Consider the following 22,127-nt stretch of genomic DNA (forward strand, 5'->3'; position numbering starts at 1 on the left):
GGTGGCTCCATTAAGCCGCGATTCAAATGGCTCCATAGGGGCGCGAGATAACAACTCTTTCACAACGGCCATCGAACGCTGCTTGCAAGATACCCGCACCATCCACGCCAAGGCGCTCAATTCGCTATTGAGCCTGAACTTCCAAACCTTTCAGAAGGTTCAGTTATGACCGTTCAAAGTATATCTTTTGCGTGCTGAACGGCTGGAAATCGCCAGGGAACCCGAACAGCGTCGGAGTGGCCCCACCGGCGTTGGCACTGACGAGGAAACCTGTCCCCGGCGTACTGAAAACCACGCCGCGGGGCGAGGTTACGTTGAAGAAGTCGGCAAGCAACAGGTTCGGGTCGGCAAACCCCGCGGGCACACCATCCCAGTTGATCTCGCGGCGCAGGCCGCCAAAGGAACCGTTTGCTGCGGCGATTATTCCGCCACCGACCGCAGTGCGAAAAGCATCGCGCGTCGCAATGATCGTAGCAGCGTCGGGACCGGACACTTCGTAGGTGGCCAGCGTAGCCCAGGCAGACGGGGCCAACAGCGAGGCGGCGACCAAGCCCGCGAACTTGTAGGTTGAAGTCATCGTCGTTCTCCTCTAGTTAATGTGGAATTCGCTTCAGCGAAACCTCCAAAGACTCGCTGAGGGCTTGGGAGTGCACAGAACACGCAAAATTTACGCCAGATAATTTTGTTCTTTTACAACATAGAGCTATGAAAATAGCGTGTGGTGAGTGACTGGAAAGTGTAAAGAATCTCGACAGTCATAATCGAAGTACAAGCGCGACCAGGAACTTAAGGCAGGAACTTAAGGGGTCAGCTATAAATTCTTTATGGAGAGATCATGCCGCCAAAAAAAAACAGAACCAATATTGCATTTTTTACCGAGATAAATGATTGCAATAGTGACCACTCAAGTTTCATACAAGGCCGCGCGTATTTTCGGCCCTGACGCGTAACGTGACGGAAGTGCTCCCCGCCGAACAGGTGAAACTTGGCGAATTGCTGCGCAAGGCCGGCGCCGGAGTCAGCTGAAAGGACGCGTTTCATTCGCCCAGCAAGTTGCGACACGGGCAGAAAATTCGTGGTGTCGTCGAATCCTTGCTCGCAGGTCACCGATCCGCATCTGTGCTGTGGTTTGGCGGGTACTTACTCAATCTCCCAGCCTGAACTCTCCATGCAGTTGTGCGACAACAAGCTACCGGCGCTGGGGAAAGGCTCTCCAGCCGTGTTCGTCTCCCCTCATATCGGTTGCCATACGCACCTGCAAAGCGGTACCGCAATGCCGGTTCGCCACTTGGCGAACTGATCGACGAGCGCCTCAGCCCGCATGGATAGTCGGTCTACAGGCTATTAGCCTGAAGAGTGCCGTATTTATTGGCTTGCCAGCCTGTATGGCTGTGGATCGCCTATTGACAAGGCTTGCGAGCCGGCATGGTTTAACTCTGTGCATCCCACGGGTTGAATGTTTCTACCGACAACCCTGCAAAATCCTTGACGTTCCGCGTCACCAGGATCAGGTCGTGCTCGATCGCCGTTGCCGCCAGTAAAGTGTCGATTGCCGGCAACGGTCTTCCCGCCATTGCTACCAAACGGCCCCATCGCTCAGCGACAGCACCGTCGATCGAGAGAATGCGTCCGGTAAAGAAAACCGGCAGATCGGTTTCAAGCCAATCCAGCAGCGTCTGCTTTTTCACCGGATTGTCGCAACCCTCAATGCCCTTCCGGATTTCTCCCAGCGTAAGTACGCTCAGATAAAGGCTTGCCGCCGGGCGCATGGCAAACCACTCCAGGACGTGCGAATCAGGGGCTTTTCGTCGGGGTTCCCGTGCAAGGTAATATCCTGCGGTTCTAGTTGAGCCTGTCTGACCAACTCCGGCATGCGAGCATGCGGTCGACCTGCACCGTTGCCGCGATGTCTAGCGGCACGCAGCATCGATCAGATGGCGGGCAATACTCACCGGGTCCGGCAGCAGTGGCAGGGCGCTGCGTGGAAACCATTGAGCCGCTTCGATTTCAAGTGGATCAGGGCTGATCGTCCCGCCCGCGTAGTCGGCAAGGAATGCCACCATCAGCGAATTGGGAAATGGCCACGACTGGCTTCGAAAATAGCGCAGATTGGTGATCTCGATCCCCACCTCTTCCCGCACTTCACGGGCTGCGCATTGTTCAAGGGATTCTCCGGCTTCAACAAACCCGGCCAGGGCGCTGAAAACTCCGGGCTTGAAATGCGGGCTGCGCGCCAGCAACAACTCATCGCTGCGCTGGATCACGACCATCACGGCAGGCGAAATTCTTGGGTAGGCCAGCAGGCCGCAGGCCGTACATGACATGGCAAACTCCTCCGATTTCATCCGTGTTGGAGTGCCGCAGCGGCCGCAATAGCGATGGTTTTTTTGCCAGTCCAGGAGTTGCGTGGCGCGTCCAGCCTGCGCAAAGGCCTCAGCACCAGCCAGCGCGAACAGGCGCCCTACCGTTATCAGTTCTCCCGTAACGTTTTCCGGGAGTCTGTCGACTTCGGCGGCGAAGCAAGGAAGCCCTTGCCATTCCCCAATCAACAGGGCGTCCCCGGGATTGCCGAAATCCGCTGCCCGACCATGCGGGAAAGGATTTCCCTGTGCCTTGTCAATTGCCGTGAGCAGTTGATTTCCGCAGCGAAGTAGCCAGTAGCTTGATTCGTCCATGCTGATTCCTGGTTTGACGTTGAAGGTGATTCCATTGATCCGCTTTCAACTCTTCAAGCCGGCGGAGTCTGACCCTATTGATTTTCCTATTGATTTTCTTGATTTTTACGCTGGGGAGTGGGTGCTGAGCCAGTCTTTCAAGGCGGCATCCATTCGCGTCTGCCAACCGTCGCCACTGGCCCTGAAACGCTCCACGACCTCTTGCGATAGGCGGATTGTGATGCGCTCTTTGGTGACGGCAGCCTTGGGTCGCCCGCGCAGTTTGGCCTGTAACGATTCCGGCAGCGCGTCAAAGCGAACGGACTGCTTGAACATCTCGTCAGTCCATTCGGGATTGTCGTTGTCAATCAACTCAGGTTTGGGTTTCTTGTTCATGCCGTATTACCTCGCGCTTATTCGCTTTACGAAAGCTGATGACTCGGATTCCGCTGGCCGTTTCGGTAAAGACCAGCGAATGCACCCGGCCAGCCAACAGCCCAAGTGCGGAGATTCGTACTTCGGGGTATGCCTTTCGGGCGTCAATCCAGATCACCGCCGACTGGAAATCAAAGCCCGCTGCCTTCTCGAAGCTCAAACCACGCAACTCGATGTTGCTGGCGCTTTTTTGCAGGGTCGTAAGTAATTTCCATGTGATTTATTGTATGCACACAATTGATAGCCGTCAACGAATCGATGGTGTCAGAATCCTTCGCTTGCGCGGTTTTCAGAGACGAGGAAACAGAAACCCGTGGCGTCCTCCTCCCGTTTTTTTTGAAGCTCACTGCATGCGTGGCATGACGTCCTGAAGTATCCGGTACGGTAGCGAAAACGGGGCCAGGCGTTCGAGGAAGTCGAGCATTTCGAGGGCCGGCGAGTTGCGGAAGAAGGTCGCCATCGGGGTATCCATCCAGATGCGGTCAGCGTGCAGCCAGGCTTCGTGCGGGGTATCGCCGATGCCGTCGTTGTTGCGGTCGAAGCCTTGATAGTCATCCCAGAAATTCCCACGCCAGACATTGGCGCTGGCGGTGCCCGAGGCGCTGATGGCTACCGTGCTCAGGTTGTTTTCGAAACGGTTGTCGAAGAAGCGATGGCCGCCGTCCTCGCCGTAGAAAAACGCGCCGATGATGTTGTGTGCGAAGCGATTGTTCCTGACCGTCAGCGTGCCGACGGCCTGCGGCGGGGCGTCGACCTTGATGCCGACGGCGCAGTGCAGCACTTCGTTGTTTTCGACCAGGGCATCGTTGCTTTCCTTGAACACGATGCCGCCACCACCGCCCGAGAGTGCGTGGGCGACGTGGTTTCCGCGCAGGATCAGGTCCGGCGAATAGAGCACGACAATGCCGGTGCTGGTGTAGGTAATGCGGTTGTTTTCGACCAGCAGACGCGGCGAAAAAATGATGTGCATGCCGTATCGGGCATCGGTCAAGCGGTTGCCGATGATCCGGTTATCCGGCGAGTTGGTAAAGGTCAGATCCCGGGCACGCTCGAAGTGATTGCCTTCGATGACGTTGTGTTGGCTGTACCAGAGCCGGATGGCGTCGCCACGCAGGCCGAGCGATAGATTCTTGCCGGTGATGTGGTTGCCCGAGATCCGCGAACGATTGACCTGCTTGAGGTGGATGCCGAACAGGACGTCATCGATCTCGTTGTCTTCGACGCGATGCTCGTCGCCTTCCAGAAGAATCCCGGCATCGATCCGGTCATGAGATTCGCCACTGCCGCTCAGGCGCAGGCCGCGCAGGGTCACGTTCTTGCCGGAGACGGAGAGCACGGTGCTTTGGCCATCACCGATGATAGTTGCCTGCCGTCCGCCATCGAGCGTCATCGGTTTGTTGATGGAGGCAGGGCCGGCATAGTTGCCGGGCGGCAGACGCAGCGTGCCGCCGGCCGGGGTGGCGTCGATCAGGGTTTGCAGAGAGGCTGGTTCGGCCGCCAGCGCCGGCATTGCAAGCAAGACGATCAGCCACAGCCATGAGCGCAGTGCGGGGAATCCAAAGCTCAGAGGCTGTGAAAATACACCTGGAAATCCACCGCAGAGGCGCAAAGGCGCAGAGAAAACGCAGAGGAACCCCATTGTTTTTAAGGGTTTTCTCTGCGTAACCTTTGCGACTTTGCGCCTCTGCGGTGGATTTTTGATTTTTTCACAGCCTCTCACGCTTCGACCTGTATGGCCAGTCAGGCCGGGTGGCTCCACGGCAGGGTCAGAATGATTGCCAGCAACAGGCCGTGCGTGCTGGCGGCGAGAATGGTCAGCTTCAGCGCCGGGGTGAGTTCGGCCGGCCGCCCGGCGCTGGACCAGAGCTGTCGTGCCGCCATGAAGCTGGCAACGGCCGGGAGCAGGGCGATCAACACCACGATGGGAAGCAGGCCAAGCAGCACCATCAACAGTAACCAGCCAAAGGCCAGCGCGGTAATCAGTACATAGCCCCAGCGGGCCCGGGCAAAACCCAGTTTTACCACCAGCGTGTTCTTGCCCGCTCCGGCATCGGCCTTCACGTCGGGAAACTGGTTGATGTACAGCACGTTGGCTACCAGCAGGGCAAAGCCGAGACCGGCGGCGACGGGGACGAAGGAAAAGGCGTGTCGCTGCACGAAGTCGCTGCCGATGACCACCAGCAACCAGCCGGCGGTGATGGCGAATTCGCCGAGGCCACGACTCTGCAATTTCAGCGGTGGCGCCGAATAGGCCCAGCCGACCACCAGGCCGGCCAGGCCGATCAGGATCAGTCCCGACGAACTGACGGCGGTCAGCCAGAGTCCCGCAGGAACCACCGCGGCCAGCAGCGAATAGCCGAAGATGCCGGTCGCGCGTAACGACAGGACGCCGTTCTGGATGCACCGGCTGCCGCCGGTGAAGGGAAACTGCCGCTCGGTGTTGGCCGCGTCACAGCCGGAAAGCGCGTCGTAGTAGTCGTTGATGACATTGGCGCCGGCATGCGCCACCAGGGCGAAGAAGAGCGTCGCCGTCGCCAGTAGCGGCCCGATGGCAATGCCTGAGTAAGCCGCCGAGGCCAGGCCGAGCAGACAGCCGACGAAGGTGACAGAAAGAAAGGCCGGTCGCGTCGCGGCAAAGTAACGCAGGAAGGTGTTTGGCAGCGCGTCCAGGGTCGGTTCCATTGGCTTGGGCATGGGTCGCTTTCTTGGTCTGGATCGTGGCTGTTCAGGCTAGGCCGCGAAAAGTTTCTGGAGTCTTGTTCTGGATAGCATGGCTGCAGCCCGCTTGGATAAACGATCTGCAAGGCATAGGGCTGAAGAGTGCCGTATTCATTGGTTTTTGAGAATGCCTGTTCATGGAACGCCTATTGGTGCGGGTCGCAGAGGTTGTTGGTTAGTGGTTAGTTGGCTGAAAAAAGATTCGTCATTCCGGGCTTGACCCGGAATCTAGTGGTGCACCTCTGGATTCCGGGTCAAGCCCGGAATGACGGGGGTTATATGATTCACCATGACGGCTAACAAGCATGGTCAAAATTATTTCAGCGCTTTTTCGATCGCCGCTTCCATTTCTGCCTTGGTCATTGCCCCGAGTTTTTTCGTCACCAGATTGCCGTTGCGGTCGATGACCACCGTGAACGGCAGGGCGGATTTGTCGTTACCCAGTGCCTGCATCAGTTCAATTCCCTTGCCGGCGCCGGTGAGCAGAACGCGGTAGTCGACGTCGTAAGCCTTGGCGAAATCGCGCACCGCCTCGCGGTATTGCGCATCTTCGATGGCCAGGCCGAGGATGACAATTCCCTTGTTGCGATATTTCGCGTCCATCTCGACCAGGTCGGGAATCTCCTTGCGGCAGGGGCCGCACCAGCGTGCCCAGAAATTGACCACCAGCGGCTTGTTACGCAGGGTCGAGAAGTTGACCGGCTTGTCATTGGTATCGGTGGCGACAAAGGCATAGAAGGGCGCGGCGACTGCTTCGGCCGCCGCCGTTAGCGGCAGCAGTCCGGCAAGAAGAGTCAGGAGAACGCGGAGGAGGGCGGGCATTAATGGTGCTCGGTCAGGGTAGATCGCTGTTCTTGAAGTTGAAGAAGCCAATGGCTGCAGACAGCGTGCCGAGCGCCACCGGATAAACCAGAGCATAGATTTTGAAGCCGGTTATTCCGAAAAGATCAAGGATGACGTAGGCCGACGGTCCGAGGACGATCAGTTGCGGGTCGAACAGCGCCAGTGCGGCGACGCGGAAAACCTGCAGCGGGTTGGCCAGGGCAATGGTCACGGCGATTTCCGGCGAGGTCCTCCCCTGGATCATCACGCCGAGCAGGATCAGGTCGAGGAACAGCAGCAGGGTCAGCCAGAGCATGAAAGCAGCGCCTTGCGCCACATCGGTCGAGCGGGCCAGCGTCGAGATGAGCATGGCCATGCCGAGGAAGCACCAGCCCATCGCTGCCAGCAGGGCGGTGTAGTAGAGGAACATGTCCCACGGCACGTCGATTCCCTGCGCCATTCCCCACAGCGCCGCACCGAGCATGGCGACGAAAACCGGCAGAAAGATGGTGACGTAACGCCCGAAAATCTTGCCCCAGAACCACGCCGCCAGCCCGACCGGCAGCGAGAGCAGGTATTCGAAGACGCCGGCCTCGCGATCGCCGGCCACCGAGCGGACGGTGGTAATCAGCACGAAAATCGGCAAGATAGCCATGGTCAGTTGAATGTAGGTTACCAGCAGGCGCGACAGCCCGATAAAGCCGAGCACGCGCGATTCGGTCAGCCCGAAGGCAAAGAGCAGCACGACGATACCGCCGAAGACCAGGCTGTAGATCAGGAACCAGCGCGCCCTGAGCGATTCGACGATATCCAGTTTGGCGGTCAGCCAGAGTTGTCTCATTGGGTTTTTCCTATTTTCCTTTCGCCAGCACCTGCTCGCTCATCGTGGAAAAATCCATCGAGCCAGCCTGTGGGTGGGCGACAGCGCCCTGGTTGTAGCCCATCGGCGAGGTCTTGGTAACGTAGTGGGCGGCGCGCGCCTCAAGCCAGCGAACCTCGTCACTCCGGCTGTCGAGGTCGGCGACCCACAGTCTGCTGGCCGCTTCCAGCATCCACGGATAAGCGGCGATCTTGTCGCGCATCCAGAAGACGGCGCAGCCGATATCGTCGAACTTGAACACCGTATTCTTGGCACCGCCAATCAACTCGGCAGCGAAACGACGGTCGGAAATGACCATGCTGCAGCGCACGCAGACATCGCGATCCCACTTGATCTCCTGCATGCCTGCAGGCAGATTCTGGCTTTTCCCGCACGCTGACAGCGCTGCGGCCAGCGGGGTCATGAGCAGGCCGAGGGCGATAAAATTTCGACGGTTCATTGTTCGACCTCGGAAATGGTGATGTTGCTGACCAGTGCCACGTAGCGCGAAATCATGCCGAGGAAGCGCAAGCGATCCGGTCCGGCGATCAGGCCCTGCCATTCCAGACCCTGGCCCGGAGTGGCGCTGATGTCGTTGAAGTTCCAGCCGCGGAGCGCCTTGATCAGGGCCGGTTCGGTGCGTTTGACGGAGATGCGGCAGGTCAGCTTGCCGGTGAGCGAGACATCGTCATCAACACGGTCGTCAAGCACCACCTTGCCCATGTCGAGCTCGATCACGCGATTGACCAGCGCCGATACCTCGTTGAGCCGGTGGCTGGAGATCAGCATGGTGGCGCTTTGCGCCCGTTCGGCCAGCAGCTCGAAGAAAATCTTGCGCGCTTCCGGGTCCAGATTGGCGGCCGGTTCGTCCATCACCAGCACTTTGGCATCGCGTCCCAAGGCGATGGCGATCAGCAGTTTCTGCTTCATGCCACCAGAGAGGCGAACAAACTGGCGATCCATGATCGGCGCCATGTCGAGGCCAAGCGTTCCGGTCAGGTCAAGAATGCGTTTTGGGTCGGTGCCGCACAGGTCGGCGGCAAAATTGATCAACTGGCCGACCGGCATTTTCAGCGGCGGCGGCAACTGAGGCACGAAGCCGATGCTGCCGAGAACCCTGGTGCGTTCGCGGCGCGGGCTGAGTCCTTCGATGCTCACGTCGCCGTCGAAGGTGTACTCGCCGAGCAGGCAGCGGATCAGCGTCGTTTTGCCCGCACCGTTCGAGCCGATCAGGGCAACCCGCTCGCCAAGACCGATCTCCAGGCTGATGCCGTCGAGGACGCGCGCACTGCGGAAGGTTTTGCTTACGTTCTGGAAAAGAATCATGCCGGGCAGTTTTCAGGTTGGTTTTCGAGTGAGTGAAGGAACATGGGAGCCAGCAAAACCAATAGTCAGGTAACTTGAACCAGATTAAAAACTTCGTCATTCCGGGCTTGACCCGGAATCCAGTAGTGCCCCGCAGAACTTACTTGGGGCATCCCTGGATTCCCGCCTACGCGGGAATGACGGAGGCTATTGTCGTAGCTGCATACTGAACAGCGATCAAGGTGGCGTTTCCTGCTCACAGCAATCTGGACAACCCCTTGACGTCAAATTTTAGCGAGCCCGTCGGGCAAGTATCCACGCACAGCCCGCAACGCGTGCAATCCGGGCCGATCGGCACTTCGGTATTCACCGCACGGCCCTTGATTACCGTGTCGAGCACATGCGGCACCAGGCAGACCTTGCGGCAGTCGCCTTCATGGAAGCAGCCATCGAGAGTGTACAAGATGCGCACCGGCGACAGGATGCCGACCACGCCGTAGGTCAGGCCAATCGGGCAGGCATAACGGCACCAGGCGCGGCGCGAAAAGAAGACTTCAAAGACCAGCAGCGCCAGTACCCATAGCAAGGCCACGCCGGCGCCATAAATCAGTGCCCGCGAAAGAATGCCGGTCGGCGAAATGGCTTCGAATACCGTGTAGCCGGTGCCGATGGCGAGCAGGGCGAAGAGAAACCAGGAGATGGTCCGCATGCGCCTGTCCATAGGCTGGTCGGTCACCAGTTTCTTCTTTACCAGATAGAGATGCAGCGACTCGGTCCATTCGGCCAGCAGGTGATAGGGGCACACCCAGGAGCAGAAAGTCCGTCCGCCGAGTAACAGCCAGATGACGAATACCGTTCCCGTGCCGATGACCAGGTTGATGATGATGTGTTTGTGCGCGAGCATCACCTGCAGCGCGGAATTGAGGTCGATCAGGTGGAAGCCTGCAAAGCGCGAGGCGGTGAGGGCGCCTTCAAGCAACTGGATGTCAAAGTGGAAGGAAACGACAAACAGCAGGTTGACCAGGATCAGCACCGCCCAGCGCCGGTTGCGCCAGGTGTTCTTGTGCTCGGCGTGGGCCCGGGCATGCAGTTTTTCGGCGATGAAATCGCGATTGCCGCGTTTGTAGAAGTGAATTTTTTGAGCAGCAGGGGCAATCGCCGCCGGCTTTTTCGGCTCGCGTCCGAACATCACCATGATCTGTTCGAAAAACCGGCGTTTCATGATGTTTTTCATGCTAAAAACCGCAGTTGGCAGCGATTAATCGACCGCAAATCCAGGTTTGATGCGTGTTTAGCCCTCACCCCAACCCTCTCCCGCAGGGAGAGGGAGTTTACACCCTTCTCCCCGCGGGAGAAGGGCTGGGGATGAGGGCCTGCGACATTGGCATTACATCCAACTGAGGTATTAAGGTTCATGCGCGCCACACCTCTCTCGGCACGATCTCGATGCAGGTGGGTTCGACCGGGCAGACCATTTCGCAAACGCCGCAACCGACGCAGGGCTCATGCACGACCGGCTGTTTGCGCTGCGAACCGTTGGCCGCGGTTACCGTCTCGATGCTGATTGCCCCCTTGACCGGACACTCGCGGGCGCAGAGATCGCATTCGGCGACATCGTAAGGGTGATCGGCGATCTTGATCGGCTTCCAGCGGTCGACCGCCATGTAACGCATCCTGCCTTTGAATTCCGCCCCGCGTGTTTGCCCCTTGAAGCCCTTGCCCTTGGTTGCCAGGCAGGCTTCCGGGCGCGTCAGCCGGGCCACGCCGATACGCTCCTTCAGGTTGAGGGTCGGCTCCGGGTCATTTTCCTTGGCCAGCAGGATCGGCCTGGCCGCGAGCGCGGCGCCGGGCCGCACGGCCAGAAACTCCGGCTTCTCGTAGGTCAGGGTGCCGGTCGGGCAGGCGAGAATGCACTGTACGGCGTCACAGGAGAAATCACAGGCCTGGCTGCGGGCATCGATATAAGGTGTGCCGACACCAAAACCGTCGAGCAGGTCGGCCAGCTTGATGGCCTGCACCGGGCACACCTGAACGCACTGGCCGCACTTGATGCACGATGAGAGGAAATCTTTTTCGTCCAGTGCGCCGGGTGGACGCAGGCGCGGTTTCTGGGAATAGATCACCGGGAGATAGCCTGCGGCAGCGGCGCCCAGCACGCCACCGCTGAGCAGGATGGTGCGCAGCACACGGCGGCGAGCCTGCTGCCGGCGGCTGCGTGAAAGCGCTGGGGTGCCATTGGTGAGAGCCAGCTTCTCCGCTGGTTCCAGGGCGTTGTTGTCTTCATCGGTATTGTTTTCGTCGGTCATCGCGCACTCCCGTGGGCAGCGAAGAGCGGCTTTTCAATGCGTGGCCGTCCATCCCGGGCCTGTAGTTCTAGGGCCGAGAATGGGGCCAGCCGTTCCAGAAAATCGAGCAGTTCGAGTACCGGCGAGGTCTTGAAGAAGCGCGCATCGGGAAACTCCATCCAGATCCGGTCTGCGTAGGCGTAGTCCTCATGCGGCGTGTCGCCGTAGCCATCCTTGTTGCGGTCGAAGCCCTGGTAGGTATCGAAATAGTTGCCTTCCCACACATTCTTGTCACCCTCGCCGCGCCCGCCTTGGTATATGTCGGTCAGGTTGCCTTCGAAGATGTTGTCGCGCAATTGGTTGCCGCCCAGTTCGCTGGTCAGTTGCACGGCAATTCCGTTGTAGGCGAAGCGGTTGCGGTTGAAGCGCACCGTCGTATCCGGCTGGAAGGGCGACAGATCCGAGCCGATGCCGACGGCGCTGTAGATGATGTCGTTATCCTCTATCGTGATGTCGGAGGATTCCTTGAAGCCAAGGGCCATGCCGGTGGCGCCGGTGGCATGCGAGATGACGTTGCGCCGCGCGACGCCGCCTTCCGAATACATGAAGTAGATGCCGACGGTGTTGTCGTAGAAGCGGTTGTCTTCGATGATGTTGTTATTGGCGAACATGAAGTGGATCGAATAGCGGCTGCGCCGTCCTTCGTTGCCACGGTAGATGTTGTTGTGCGAATACCAGGCGACCATGTCGCGCGAATCAGTCACCCGATTATTCTCGATCAGGTTGCGATTGCTGTACCACAGGCGGATGCCGTCGCCGCGAACACCGAGCGCGAATGGTTTGGAACGAATTCGGCTGTTGCGCACGATGTTGTGATCCGACTGCTTGAGGTCGATGCCGAACAGGCAGCTTTCGATGCTCAGGTTGTCGAAGGTGTTGCCATGGCCACGGACGTTCAGGCAGGTATCGTCCGAGTCGTGGGATTCACCCGAGCCGGTGATGGTGAGATTGTGTAGTTCGGCGCGATTGGTTTCGACGACGAATACCGTTCCCTTGTCGCCGCCGTCGATGATCACCTGGCCTTCGCCGACGATGGTCAGCGGCTTCTTCAGATGGACCGGGCCGGCATAGTGCCCGGCTGGCAGCGTCAGAATACTGCCTTCAGGCGCCGCATCGACCAGCGCCTGCAACGGTTGCAAGCCGTGAATGCGCGGATCGCGCAGGTAGAGCGGGATCAGTTCCACCGGCTTGTCGACATTGACCCGGGGCGCGTTCGAAAAGTCGGCTGTGGAACCGACGGCTGCCGGAGGAACCTGAGTCTCCGGCGTGATGCCGGCGGAAGTGGTGGCCAGCAACAAGGCCGGCAAGAAGGCCAGCTTGTGCAGGGTTTTCACGCTATCGCCTCAGAGACTGTGGAGGCATTTCTGAAACCTACCGCAGAGGCGCAGAGGTTTCGCAGAGAAAAACTGAGTAAACAAAGGCTTTCCTCTGCGTTTTCTCTGCGCCTCTGCGCCTCTGCGGTGGATTATCGATTTTTTCACAAACCCTCAGTCGTTCGCTTGATCTGCGCGCATCTGCTTGCGACGCAGCAGGATTGCCAGCATCAGGCAGACGAAGGCGATCAGCAGCAGGCCATAACCCCAGTAGGGGTAGGAGTAGGTCGAGAACTGTGCGACCTTGCCCTCGCCAAAGACGGTGGGCATGAACGGTTTGACGGTGAAGGCGCCCCACGGATGCATGTTGTGGCCGAAGAACCACAACCAGCCGGCGTATTCGATGACGAAGAATACGGGCATCAGTGCCGGCGCCAGTGGCAGCAGCAACGAGAAATTGCGGATTTTGGCGACTCCGGCGAGGACGATTCCCATGAGCACGATCAGGCCAATAATGACGATGTTGGTGATGGTACGCACGTTGTCGCCCCAGACCTTGATCTTTTCCGGTTCATTGAAGAAGGTGCTGGCATCGGTAACATAGCTTTTTATATGGCTTTCCAGATGCCCCAGTGCATATTGATCAACCAGCATCCAGACGCTTACGGCAGCGAAACCCGCCGCCAGGACCAACAGGCGACGACGGCCTTCCGGTGCGATGAAGCCGAGCAACATGGCGACGAAGAAACCGAAGAAGAATTTGGCCATGGGTTTCTCGACCGGTGCGCCGGTGGAAATGGGAAACATCCCTACGTAATGGTTGATGGTGTTCATTTCATGCACGCAGTCCAGACCCTGAGCGCCCTTGTTGGCGTCCTTTTTGGCGTCGAGAATGGGGTTGTAACGTTCCACGGTTTCATCAAGATCCTTCTGCAGGATCTCATTGCTCATGCGCGTTCCTGCGGCGGCGATACTGCAGCCGTTGTAGACCTTGTCAAAGTGGAAGTGGATTCGAATGCCGTCAGGAAAGGCATCCTTCGGGTAGTTCGGCGCCGTCAGCGAAACCCACCAGATCGGTGAAAAGTAGGCAGCAATCAACGCCACGATGGCTATCAGGGTCAGCCCGGTGATCAACAGATTCTGTTTTTTTTGGTCAGGCATGTCAGTTTTCACTTATGACTTTCGATTTTAATCCTTGGTGCTGGCATTCAGGCGCTTATGGCTGCGCTTATGGCTACATTCCCCTCTCCCCCGACCCCTCTCCCACAAGTGGGCGAGGGGAGAAAAGCGGGGCTGTCACTTACTTCTTCTTGGCCGCTGCGCCAGCCTTCGGCTTGCACATATTGCCCGGCATCACCAGACTCGACTGATAGGCAGAAATGGCAATCAACTGCTTGTCGTCGTACTTCTTGATGATCTTGACCATGTCCGGGTTGGCGTTACGGCGCTTGCCATCACGGATATCACTCATCTGGCGCAGCAGATACTTGTAGTGCTGGCCGGCGATCACCGGATAGAACTTGGCCTTGTCGCCTTCACCATTCGCACCGTGGCAGGTCTTGCACTCTTTCTCGTACAACTCCTTGCCCTGGGACAGTTGCTGCGCGTTATCGGCCGGGGCCTTCCAGTCCTTGGCGGCATCGCCCGGTTTCGAATCGTACATGCCGTGATCAACAGGAATGCACAGCGATTCAATGTAAGCGGAGACATCGGCCAGTTCCTGCGCGTCGGTCAAGGTGGCGGCAAACGGATACATGGTCGGGTTGTCGCGCAGGCCGGCGCGGATATCGGCCATCTGCTTGATCAGCACGGTTGAGTGCTGGCCGGCAAGTTGCGGGAAGGTGCCATCGGGACGGCCCGCACCCGATGGCAAGTGGCAAGCGCCACAGATTTCATAGGCTTCCTCGCCGCGCTTTTTGTCACCCTTCTTGGTCAGCGCTTCGATCTTTTCGCCTTCCTGGGCATTCCACTTGTAGTCCTTGCCTTCGATCCCCTCTTTTTTGGCGGCGGGGGGCGCGGCATGAGCGGCAGTCAGCGCAAAGACTGCCAGCGATGCGGCGATAATCAGCTTCTTCATGGCATTACCTTTCGATAAGAATAAACACACGGCCTTACGTTAGCCGTTGCGCATGTGGCTGTAATTGACCTGCGTCAAGTGCGCAAGAAAACTGGCTCATGCCGTGGATTTCAGGGTTTGAGTGTTGCTACAAATTCGGCAATGGCCTTGATTTCGGCGTCGTTAACCAGGTGCATGACGCCCTTCATGGCGGCGGTCTGGCCGTTGTTGCGGGCGCCGCTCTTGATGTCCTTCATCTGCTGCTCGGCGTAGGCCGCGTTCTGTCCGGCGATCTTCGGGTAGTTCGGCATGATCGGTTTCTTGCCGTCCGCGCCATGGCAGGCATTGCAGGTCTTTTCGCTGTACAGCTTGGCGCCGTCGGCGGCCAGCACCGGAGCAGAAGCGAGGGCAGCAAGAGCAACAAAAACCATTACTTTTTTCATGGTAAATCCCTTTAATCAAGTAGAAACGGGAAGCAGACTAATGCCGCTTCCCGTGATTTGCCTTGAGTCAGATCAAGAAAACTTACTTGACCTTCTTGGCACCGTTCTGTTCAAGGTAGGTCTTGGCACGCAGACCCAGGTCGGCGGTCTTGACCTGGTATTGCCAGATCTGCTCGGTCCAGAGGGTGGCATTCGCCCAATCCTTCTTCGCTGCTGCTTCATCCGCCTTGGCCTTGACGTCCTTGACCTTGCCCAGTTGGTCGAATGCGTCATCGACCATGGCGACTACATCAGGGAAATCCTTGTAATTAACGCTGGTGATGTAGGCCACCACGGAGTCAATCACGGCCTGCGTATCAACAACCTTCTTGAGCTGAGCCTTGTAGTCGGTTTCGGTGTAAGTGGCGCCGGCAGTTGCCGTCGTCTTGCTCGCCTTCCAGCCCTTTGGCTTGACCAGCAGATAACCCTGCATTTCAAGGTGCAGCGCTGAGCAGAACTCCGTGCAGTAGTACGGATAGACACCTTCCTTGTCGGCCTTGAATTTGACCGTTACCGTCTTTCCCGGCTCAATCGAGGCATGCACGTTGTAGGTCGAAATCGCGAAGCCGTGGGTTTCGTCCTGTGCTCGTTCCAGGTTGGTCAGGTGGATTGTCACTTCGTCGCCAACATCAACCTCAATGGTTTCCGGCGTGATGTGCGAGCGGATCAGGGTGCCGAAGACTTCAACCTTGTTGCCCTTCTTGTCGGTATGTTCTTCACCGGCTCGAACGGCGCCAGGATTCGGCTTGTCGGTGCGGCTGTTGGTGCCAACCTTGTAGCGAACTGCGGGTTTCAGCTTGGAGGCCTCGATGGCGACAACATAGTGCGGCTCGCCTAAAGGAATCGGCATGTCGTAGAGGAGCTGCATCTTGTCATTGCTGATGTCGATCAACTGGTGGTTCTGCGGATGCAGCGGGCCAACCGGGTTGAAGCGGTCGATTGCCAGCTTGTTCAACGCCACCAGGTAACGCCCCTTCGGATCAACCGAGTCGCCTTCCATGGTCATCAGGTGACCAATGTTGTAGTGCACGGAGATCTTGTCGAGAACCTTGCCTTCACAGTAGTTCCACTTGGCAACCTGGCTATCCACATACAACGAGGTGTAGGCGATGCAGGGCTTGGAGTCGTACTGGGTATGCAGCGGGCCCAGACCAAGAGCGACCTGCGTGTGCAAGGCGTCCTTCATGGCGATCACCGGAATGCCGTAGGGGTCCTTTGATTCGAACTTGCCAGCCTTGATGGCGGCCATGATCTTCTCGAAGGAAAATACGGATACGTGCGTGTCGAGCTTGCCGGCAACGACCAGCAATTTGCCGTCCGGTGTGACGTCAACCCCGTGCGGTGACTTGGGTTCCGGAACCAGGAAGAGGATGCCTTCCTTGATTGCGGTTTCCATCATCAGCACGTCGTGGCCGTTGATCTTCCTGGCCTTGCCGGCGGCAACGAGTTCAGCCGCTTTTTTCCAGTTGATCACGTGCAGATAGTCGGTGTCCTTGGCAGAGCAACCGGCTTCATACGGCGGACGACCCTTCTCGATGCCGCCGACGTAACGCTCGGAGCAGAAGGAATTGGTGAACGACCAGCCATCCGACGGGCCTTTACCGGCGTCCGACAAGTCTTGCGAGTAGGGAGGCAGTTCGAGCGAGAACGACTTCGTCGGATCGAGTCGGCCTTCCTTGCGGTCAAACTTCCAGTAAGTGATGCCACCACGGTACTTCTCGTTGAATTCTTCGAGCGGGTAGAACTTCTTGTTCTCGAGCGGCGTCGCGTACTGCGCGGCTTCGATCACGTACTCGGTGTTTGGCGTAACAAAAGCACCGCCATGCTCGGACTTGTAGATCGGGTTAACCACGATCTGCTTGGTTTCAAAGTCGCGCAGATCAACAACGGCGAGGCGCGGATTGGCCTTGTCGTTGATGAACAGGAACTGGCCGTCGTACTTGCCGTCGGTCTCGGAAATTGCCGGGTGGTGCGTATCGCCCCAGTTGATTTCCTTGCCGTCGATATTGCCTTGGCGCAGAACGGCTTTCGACTCTTCGTCGAAACCATATCCCTGCCAGGGTTCGGGAGTGAACACGCCGATGTACTTGAGAATGCGCATGGATGGAATGCCATAGACGATGATCTGCCCGGACTGGCCGCCGGAGCTGAAGGCCATGAACTCATCCCGTTTGCCGGTCGGCACATAGGTTTTGGACGCGGCGAGCAGGTCCTGCTGCGACAGATTGCGGCGTTTCATGACATCCTGCAACGACTCTGCAGAGAACGCTGTACCGGCCGCAGCAAGGCCGAGGCCTGCTACCAGCAGTGTGGATACAGTCTGCTTCAAATGCTTTTTCATAACGACCCTCCCGTTGTAGTGTGGGGAACCCCAATTACCCCTGCGACAAAACGCCACTGCGGCAATTTGTCGCACATCATGTCAGCCAGAATAGTACAAACCTTGAGGTAAATCAAATTTGGGAAATGAATTTTTTCCGACAATGGCGAACTGCCTGCAGAACTGGTTTTGCTTGCCCCTCCCCTGAAAAGGGGAGGCCGGGAGGGGTTATGCAGCGGCAAATTTCATCACCGGGGGTGGTATGTTCCGTTGATCGTTTGAAAGATATACAATGGAAAAAGTATATCTTTTTTCTGGAGAAACAGCATGCAAGTTGCAAAGTGGGGTAACAGCCTGGCGGTACGACTACCCGCTGCAGTCGTTGAAGCATTGACGCTACGCGAAGGCGACGAAATCGAAATTCAAGTTGCAGGTGCACGCGTGTTTGAGATCACAAAACAACCCGGTGCGCGCGAAATGCTGGAGCGACTGAGGAAATTCCGCGGACGTCTGCCGGCCGACTTCAAATTTGATCGCCTGGAAGCCCATGAGCGCGGCTGATCATTTTTTTGATACAAATGTTCTGCTTTACCTGCTCTCCAGCGACGCCATCAAGGCGGGCCGTGCTGAAGAAGCGTTGGCCTCAGGTGGCATACTCAGTGTTCAAGTACTGAACGAATTCTCTTCGGTCGCCATGCGCAAGATCAAAATGACTGTCGGAGAAATTCGGGAGGTGATTGCAGCCATACGGGTTGCCTGCAAGATCGTCCCGATCACCGAAGCGACCCACGATAAAGGAATGGAGATTGTTGCGCAATACGGTTTGTCTGTGTACGACGCGATGATTGTTGCTTCGGCCCTGAGTTCGGGATGCAAAATTCTGCTGACAGAAGACATGCAGGATGGGCAGATATTTGAAGGCTGTTTGAAGATTCATAATCCGTTCCGCTGACCCTGATTGCATAAGCAAAGTAATCAAAGGGGTCAGCATTGCATTTGTTTCCGCGAAAAATGAATGCGATGCTGACCCCCTTTAGTTATTTATTCGGCAATAAATTGACAAACAGTTTCTTGTGAAAGTCAGCCATGAAATCCCGCGCTTTACTGATAGCTATTATCGTCGCCCTTGGCGCACTGCTTGTCTGGCTTGCCTTTTTCTGGCAACCGGTAGCGCCCGGACCAGCAACCAAAAATCTGCCGCACAGCCAGTTGCAACTGGCCCAAGCACCACAAGGTGGTGATTTCACACTGCAGGGGTTTAACGGGCCGGTAGCGCTCAAGGATTTTCGCGGCAAGGTCGTACTGATTTATTTTGGCTACACCTTCTGCCCGGATGTGTGCCCGACCTCGCTCTCCTTGATGGCGCAGGCACTATCGTCCCTTGAAACGGCCGAACGCGAGCGCGTGCAGGGTATTTTCGTTTCGGTCGACCCTGATCGGGATACGCCCGAGCATCTGAACGTGTACGCTCCTTACTTTCACCCCGGCATCATCGGCATTACTGGAAGCACTGAACAACTCACCGCTGTCGCCAGTCAGTACGGTGCCAGCTATACGAAGCAAAAGCCCAATGCCGACGGCTTGTACGCGGTCGATCATTCTTCAATTACCTATGTAATCGACCCCAATGGAAAACTGGCGGCCAGCTTGCCGCACGCCTCAACGCCACAACAGATCGTCGCTGCCGTTCGCCCCTTGCTGGCTGCCGGTACAAGCAAGTAAGCTGTGTCGGCTTTCTCATTACGAATTATTCACCAAGGAGTTTTCATGACCATTCGATTCTGCCGTTTCGCCCTGTTGCTTGTCGCAGCCGCCACACTTCCCATGTCCACGCTGTCGTTGGCCGCCGAAGCCGACCTCAGCGTGAACGACGCCTACGTGCGCGAAGTACCGCCAGGTACAAAAACCACGCTCGCATTCATGACCATCAAGAACGTCGGCACTGCTGACCGCAAACTGGTCAAGGCCGACAGCCCGGTGGCCAAGACCGTCGAACTGCACAGCCACACCAACGATAACGGCGTGATGAAGATGCGCCAGGTCAAGGAAATCGACATCAAGGCAAAAGGGCAGGCCGAACTCAAGTCCGGCAGCTACCACATCATGCTGATCGACCTGAAGCAAGCGCTCAAGGAAGGCGACATCGTGCCGGTTACGCTGACTTTCGACGACGGCAGTACGAAGAAAATCGACGCCCCGGTAAAAAAACCGCAGGCCATGATGCAGATGGATAACAGCATGGATCACAGCAAAATGAAGCATTGATTCAGCGATCCTGGCGCTAAATCGAAGGGCGGGAGAGTGAAAACTCCTCGCCCTTTTCTTTTAACAAATCTCCTCCGGGTATATTGATCTGCAGCCAAACCACAGTGAGGTGCGACAATTTGCCACATTCCGCAATGCAGCATCACTCACTAGAATGAGCGCACTTTATAAAAAGCTCAGGGAGAGATCATGTTTTTTGCTAAGAATCCAATCGCGCTGGCGGTCGCCTTTGCCTTGCCGGCGGTATGGCAAACCGCCATCGCGCAAAGCAACCCGGCTCCAGATCCTGCACAAACACCGGTGATGACCGAGGTGCTTATCAAATCGTCGAAAATCAACAACGTCGAACCGAACAGCACCCGCCTCGACGCGGCCAGCCTGGTGCCCATGCGCGCCTATACCAGCGACACGGCTACTCTGCTCAGAGATGTTCCCGGAGTGAGTCTCTATGGGGCTGGCGGTGTCTCCAGCCTGCCGGTGATCCACGGCCTGGCCGATGACCGCATCCGTATCAAGGTCGACGGCATGGACCTGATTGCTTCCTGCCCTAACCACATGAACTCACCGCTCTCCTATCTTGATCCAAGTTCCATTGAATCGCTGAAGGTGTATTCAGGCATTTCACCAGTCAGCGTTGGCGGTGACAGCATCGCCGGAACGATCATCGCCAAAACGCGCGCACCTGAATTTGCCGTCCCTGGAGAAGGTACGCTCGCCAAGGGCGAAGCCGGCGCCTTCTATCGCAGCAATGGCAATGCCAAAGGCGGCAATCTGTCGGCCACGCTGGCCAGTGAAAGCCTCAGCCTGACCTATACCGGCGCCACTGCCCAGTCCGATAACTACACGGCCGGCAGTAACTTCAAGAACTACACTGCCACCGGCAACGCCGGCCAAACCCTGCCGCGTGACGAGGTTGGCTCGACCGCCTACGAGACCCGCAACCACACCCTTGGTCTGGCACTGAAAGGCGGCAATCATCTCGTTGAAGCCAAATTCGGCTATCAGGATCTGCCTTTCCAGAACTATCCGAACCAGCGGATGGACATGACCGAAAACATCCAGAATCGCCTTAATCTGCGCTATCTTGGCCAGTTCGACTGGGGCGCATTGGAGGCCAGTGCTTACCACGAGAAAGTCAATCACAAGATGGACTTCGGCGATGACAAACGCTTCTGGTACGGCGCAAAATCAGGTCCGGGCGGAGTAGGTGGAACGACTTCAGTCAACGGATTTCCATGCTCACCGCTCAACGGCCCACCTGCGCCAATGGCGCAGTACTGTGCCGCCGGAATGCCGATGGAGACGGAAAGCAAGAATAGCGGCTTTACAATCAAGGCGGATATCGCGCTCAACAAGCAGGATCTGCTCCGCGTCGGCAGCGAATTCCAGCGTTACCATCTCGACGACTGGTGGCCAGCATCGGGCTCGGGCATGTGGCCGGGCACTTTTCAAAACATCAATGACGGCCAGCGCGACCGGACAGCATTGTTCGGTGAGTGGGAATCGAGGCCCAATGAGCAATGGATGACCTCACTTGGCGCACGCTTTGAACGCGTAAACATGGACGCAGGCGATGTGCGCGGCTACAGCACGGCCCCCGGTGCCATGGGCAACCAGTATGCCGACGCCAACGCCTTCAACGCCCGCAACCACGAGCGTACCGACAACAACTGGGACCTCGCCGCACTGGCACGCTACACGGCGGATGCCACGCGCGACGTCGAATTCGGCTTTGCCCGCAAGGTGCGTTCGCCCAACCTGTACGAGCGCTACACCTGGTCCACCTGGTCGATGGCGGCGGTGATGAACAACTTTGTCGGCGACGGCAACGGCTACATCGGCAACCTTGACCTGCAGCCGGAAATTGCCCACACCGTCTCGGCCACGTTTGACTTGCATTCGGCCAGTCGTGACTGGGAGTTCAAGGCCACGCCCTACTACTCGCAGGTCACGGATTATATCGACGCGGTTCGCTGTCCTGCCGGGTCGGCCTGTACACCGCCAAATCCGACGACCAGCAACCAGTTCGTCGTGCTTCAGTATGCCAACCAGTCCGCCCGACTCTATGGCCTTGACCTCTCCGGAAAAATTCCGCTGGCAAAGAACGGCTTCGGAGAATGGGGGCTGAACGGCCTGCTCAATTACACCAACGGCAAGAATCGCGATACCGGCGACGATATCTATAACATCATGCCCCTGAACGCCAAGTTGACGCTGACGCACAACCATGGCGGCTGGGATAGCGGGCTTGAACTGGTAATGGTGAAGGAGAAGAACAACGTTTCCGATGTGCGCAACGAAGTGAAAACCTCTGGGTACAGCCTCGTCAATCTGCGCTCCAGCTATTCGTGGAAACAGGTTCGCCTCGACTTCGGCGTCGACAACCTGTTCGACCGGGGCTATGCCTTGCCGCTCGGTGGTGCCTATACCGGTCAAGGCAGAACCATGTCTCTCAATCCTCCTGCTACAGATGGCATGTTCGGCTGGGGCACTGCCGTTCCCGGCATGGGACGCTCGCTCTACACCGGTCTGAACATCAAGTTCTAAACCCGC

25 protein-coding genes are annotated in these 22,127 nt (G+C 57.6%); 6 read left to right on the top strand and 19 right to left on the bottom strand.

Annotated elements, in window-relative coordinates:
- Nucleotides 1-163: 163 nt before the first annotated feature.
- On the bottom strand, nt 164-577 hold the full coding sequence (locus ACOYNV_RS14620; RefSeq protein ID WP_422900523.1) for a hypothetical protein: 414 nt from the start codon (nt 575-577) through the stop codon (nt 164-166).
- Between the two features lie 245 nt (nt 578-822).
- Entirely contained in the window at nt 823-1,107 is a 285-nt protein-coding gene (locus tag ACOYNV_RS14625; RefSeq protein WP_422900554.1) for a hypothetical protein, read from the bottom strand.
- A 61-nt stretch (nt 1,108-1,168) separates the two neighbouring features.
- Here ACOYNV_RS14625 and ACOYNV_RS14630 point away from each other — a divergent pair, with 61 nt between their 5' ends.
- The gene (locus ACOYNV_RS14630; protein ID WP_422900550.1) at nt 1,169-1,300 is read left to right on the top strand and encodes a hypothetical protein; all 132 of its coding nucleotides are present in this window, start codon (nt 1,169-1,171) and stop codon (nt 1,298-1,300) included.
- Between the two features lie 130 nt (nt 1,301-1,430).
- Here the strand turns inward: ACOYNV_RS14630 and ACOYNV_RS14635 are convergent, their stop codons facing one another.
- From ACOYNV_RS14635 to nosZ, 17 genes are all read right to left on the bottom strand, one after another.
- Entirely contained in the window at nt 1,431-1,784 is a 354-nt protein-coding gene (locus tag ACOYNV_RS14635) for a type II toxin-antitoxin system VapC family toxin (RefSeq protein WP_422900551.1), read from the bottom strand.
- A gap of 126 nt (nt 1,785-1,910) precedes the next feature.
- Complete coding sequence (gene nudC, locus ACOYNV_RS14640) at nt 1,911-2,675, bottom strand: NAD(+) diphosphatase (RefSeq protein WP_422900524.1); 765 nt, start codon at nt 2,673-2,675, stop codon at nt 1,911-1,913.
- A gap of 105 nt (nt 2,676-2,780) precedes the next feature.
- Nucleotides 2,781-3,050 carry a BrnA antitoxin family protein gene (locus tag ACOYNV_RS14645; protein WP_422900525.1) on the bottom strand — a complete coding sequence of 90 codons (270 nt, stop codon included), beginning with the start codon at nt 3,048-3,050 and terminating at the stop codon, nt 2,781-2,783.
- Nucleotides 3,028-3,309 carry a BrnT family toxin gene (locus ACOYNV_RS14650; RefSeq protein WP_422900552.1) on the bottom strand — a complete coding sequence of 94 codons (282 nt, stop codon included), beginning with the start codon at nt 3,307-3,309 and terminating at the stop codon, nt 3,028-3,030. The genes ACOYNV_RS14645 and ACOYNV_RS14650 overlap by 23 nt, the downstream gene beginning before the upstream one ends.
- A gap of 123 nt (nt 3,310-3,432) precedes the next feature.
- Nucleotides 3,433-4,599, bottom strand: coding sequence for a nitrous oxide reductase family maturation protein NosD (gene nosD, locus ACOYNV_RS14655; RefSeq protein WP_422900553.1), 1,167 nt, complete (start codon nt 4,597-4,599; stop codon nt 3,433-3,435).
- Between the two features lie 230 nt (nt 4,600-4,829).
- Nucleotides 4,830-5,783 carry a prenyltransferase gene (locus tag ACOYNV_RS14660; RefSeq protein ID WP_422900526.1) on the bottom strand — a complete coding sequence of 318 codons (954 nt, stop codon included), beginning with the start codon at nt 5,781-5,783 and terminating at the stop codon, nt 4,830-4,832.
- Nucleotides 5,784-6,122: 339 nt separating this feature from the next.
- Entirely contained in the window at nt 6,123-6,629 is a 507-nt protein-coding gene (locus ACOYNV_RS14665; protein ID WP_422900527.1) for a TlpA family protein disulfide reductase, read from the bottom strand.
- 13 nt (nt 6,630-6,642) lie between these two features.
- Nucleotides 6,643-7,470: an ABC transporter permease gene (locus ACOYNV_RS14670; protein ID WP_422900528.1), complete on the bottom strand. Its 828-nt coding sequence runs from the start codon at nt 7,468-7,470 to the stop codon at nt 6,643-6,645.
- 10 nt (nt 7,471-7,480) lie between these two features.
- Complete coding sequence (locus ACOYNV_RS14675; RefSeq protein ID WP_422900529.1) at nt 7,481-7,948, bottom strand: hypothetical protein; 468 nt, start codon at nt 7,946-7,948, stop codon at nt 7,481-7,483.
- Nucleotides 7,945-8,814 carry an ABC transporter ATP-binding protein gene (locus tag ACOYNV_RS14680; RefSeq protein WP_422900530.1) on the bottom strand — a complete coding sequence of 290 codons (870 nt, stop codon included), beginning with the start codon at nt 8,812-8,814 and terminating at the stop codon, nt 7,945-7,947. The genes ACOYNV_RS14675 and ACOYNV_RS14680 overlap by 4 nt, the downstream gene beginning before the upstream one ends.
- 235 nt (nt 8,815-9,049) lie before the next feature.
- The gene (locus ACOYNV_RS14685) at nt 9,050-10,015 is read right to left on the bottom strand and encodes a NapH/MauN family ferredoxin-type protein (RefSeq protein ID WP_422900531.1); all 966 of its coding nucleotides are present in this window, start codon (nt 10,013-10,015) and stop codon (nt 9,050-9,052) included.
- A 190-nt stretch (nt 10,016-10,205) separates the two neighbouring features.
- Entirely contained in the window at nt 10,206-11,099 is an 894-nt protein-coding gene (locus ACOYNV_RS14690; protein ID WP_422900532.1) for a 4Fe-4S dicluster domain-containing protein, read from the bottom strand.
- The gene (nosD, locus tag ACOYNV_RS14695) at nt 11,096-12,472 is read right to left on the bottom strand and encodes a nitrous oxide reductase family maturation protein NosD (protein WP_422900533.1); all 1,377 of its coding nucleotides are present in this window, start codon (nt 12,470-12,472) and stop codon (nt 11,096-11,098) included. The genes ACOYNV_RS14690 and nosD (ACOYNV_RS14695) overlap by 4 nt, the downstream gene beginning before the upstream one ends.
- Nucleotides 12,473-12,625: 153 nt before the next feature.
- A complete protein-coding gene (locus tag ACOYNV_RS14700) occupies nt 12,626-13,612 on the bottom strand; it encodes a hypothetical protein (RefSeq protein ID WP_422900534.1) in 987 nt (328 codons plus the stop codon).
- 139 nt (nt 13,613-13,751) lie between these two features.
- The gene (locus ACOYNV_RS14705) at nt 13,752-14,528 is read right to left on the bottom strand and encodes a c-type cytochrome (protein ID WP_422900535.1); all 777 of its coding nucleotides are present in this window, start codon (nt 14,526-14,528) and stop codon (nt 13,752-13,754) included.
- A 110-nt stretch (nt 14,529-14,638) separates the two neighbouring features.
- Nucleotides 14,639-14,950, bottom strand: a complete 312-nt coding sequence (locus ACOYNV_RS14710) for a c-type cytochrome (protein WP_422900536.1) — start codon at nt 14,948-14,950, stop codon at nt 14,639-14,641.
- 82 nt (nt 14,951-15,032) lie between these two features.
- Complete coding sequence (nosZ, locus tag ACOYNV_RS14715) at nt 15,033-17,330, bottom strand: Sec-dependent nitrous-oxide reductase (RefSeq protein WP_422900537.1); 2,298 nt, start codon at nt 17,328-17,330, stop codon at nt 15,033-15,035.
- Between the two features lie 306 nt (nt 17,331-17,636).
- On the opposite strand from nosZ, the gene ACOYNV_RS14720 reads away from it, so the two are divergent.
- From ACOYNV_RS14720 to ACOYNV_RS14740, 5 genes are all read left to right on the top strand, one after another.
- On the top strand, nt 17,637-17,870 hold the full coding sequence (locus tag ACOYNV_RS14720) for an AbrB/MazE/SpoVT family DNA-binding domain-containing protein (protein ID WP_422900538.1): 234 nt from the start codon (nt 17,637-17,639) through the stop codon (nt 17,868-17,870).
- A complete protein-coding gene (locus ACOYNV_RS14725) occupies nt 17,857-18,261 on the top strand; it encodes a PIN domain-containing protein (RefSeq protein WP_422900539.1) in 405 nt (134 codons plus the stop codon). The genes ACOYNV_RS14720 and ACOYNV_RS14725 overlap by 14 nt, the downstream gene beginning before the upstream one ends.
- Before the next feature lie 134 nt (nt 18,262-18,395).
- Nucleotides 18,396-19,031 (top strand): SCO family protein, encoded by a 636-nt coding sequence (locus ACOYNV_RS14730; RefSeq protein WP_422900540.1) that lies wholly within the window; start codon nt 18,396-18,398, stop codon nt 19,029-19,031.
- A 45-nt stretch (nt 19,032-19,076) separates the two neighbouring features.
- Nucleotides 19,077-19,574: a copper chaperone PCu(A)C gene (locus tag ACOYNV_RS14735; protein ID WP_422900541.1), complete on the top strand. Its 498-nt coding sequence runs from the start codon at nt 19,077-19,079 to the stop codon at nt 19,572-19,574.
- Between the two features lie 189 nt (nt 19,575-19,763).
- On the top strand, nt 19,764-22,121 hold the full coding sequence (locus tag ACOYNV_RS14740) for a TonB-dependent receptor (RefSeq protein ID WP_422900542.1): 2,358 nt from the start codon (nt 19,764-19,766) through the stop codon (nt 22,119-22,121).
- Nucleotides 22,122-22,127: the final 6 nt, after the last annotated feature.

It is taken from the genome of Propionivibrio sp. (assembly GCF_049316945.1).
Taxonomy (GTDB): Bacteria; Pseudomonadota; Gammaproteobacteria; order Burkholderiales; family Rhodocyclaceae; genus Propionivibrio.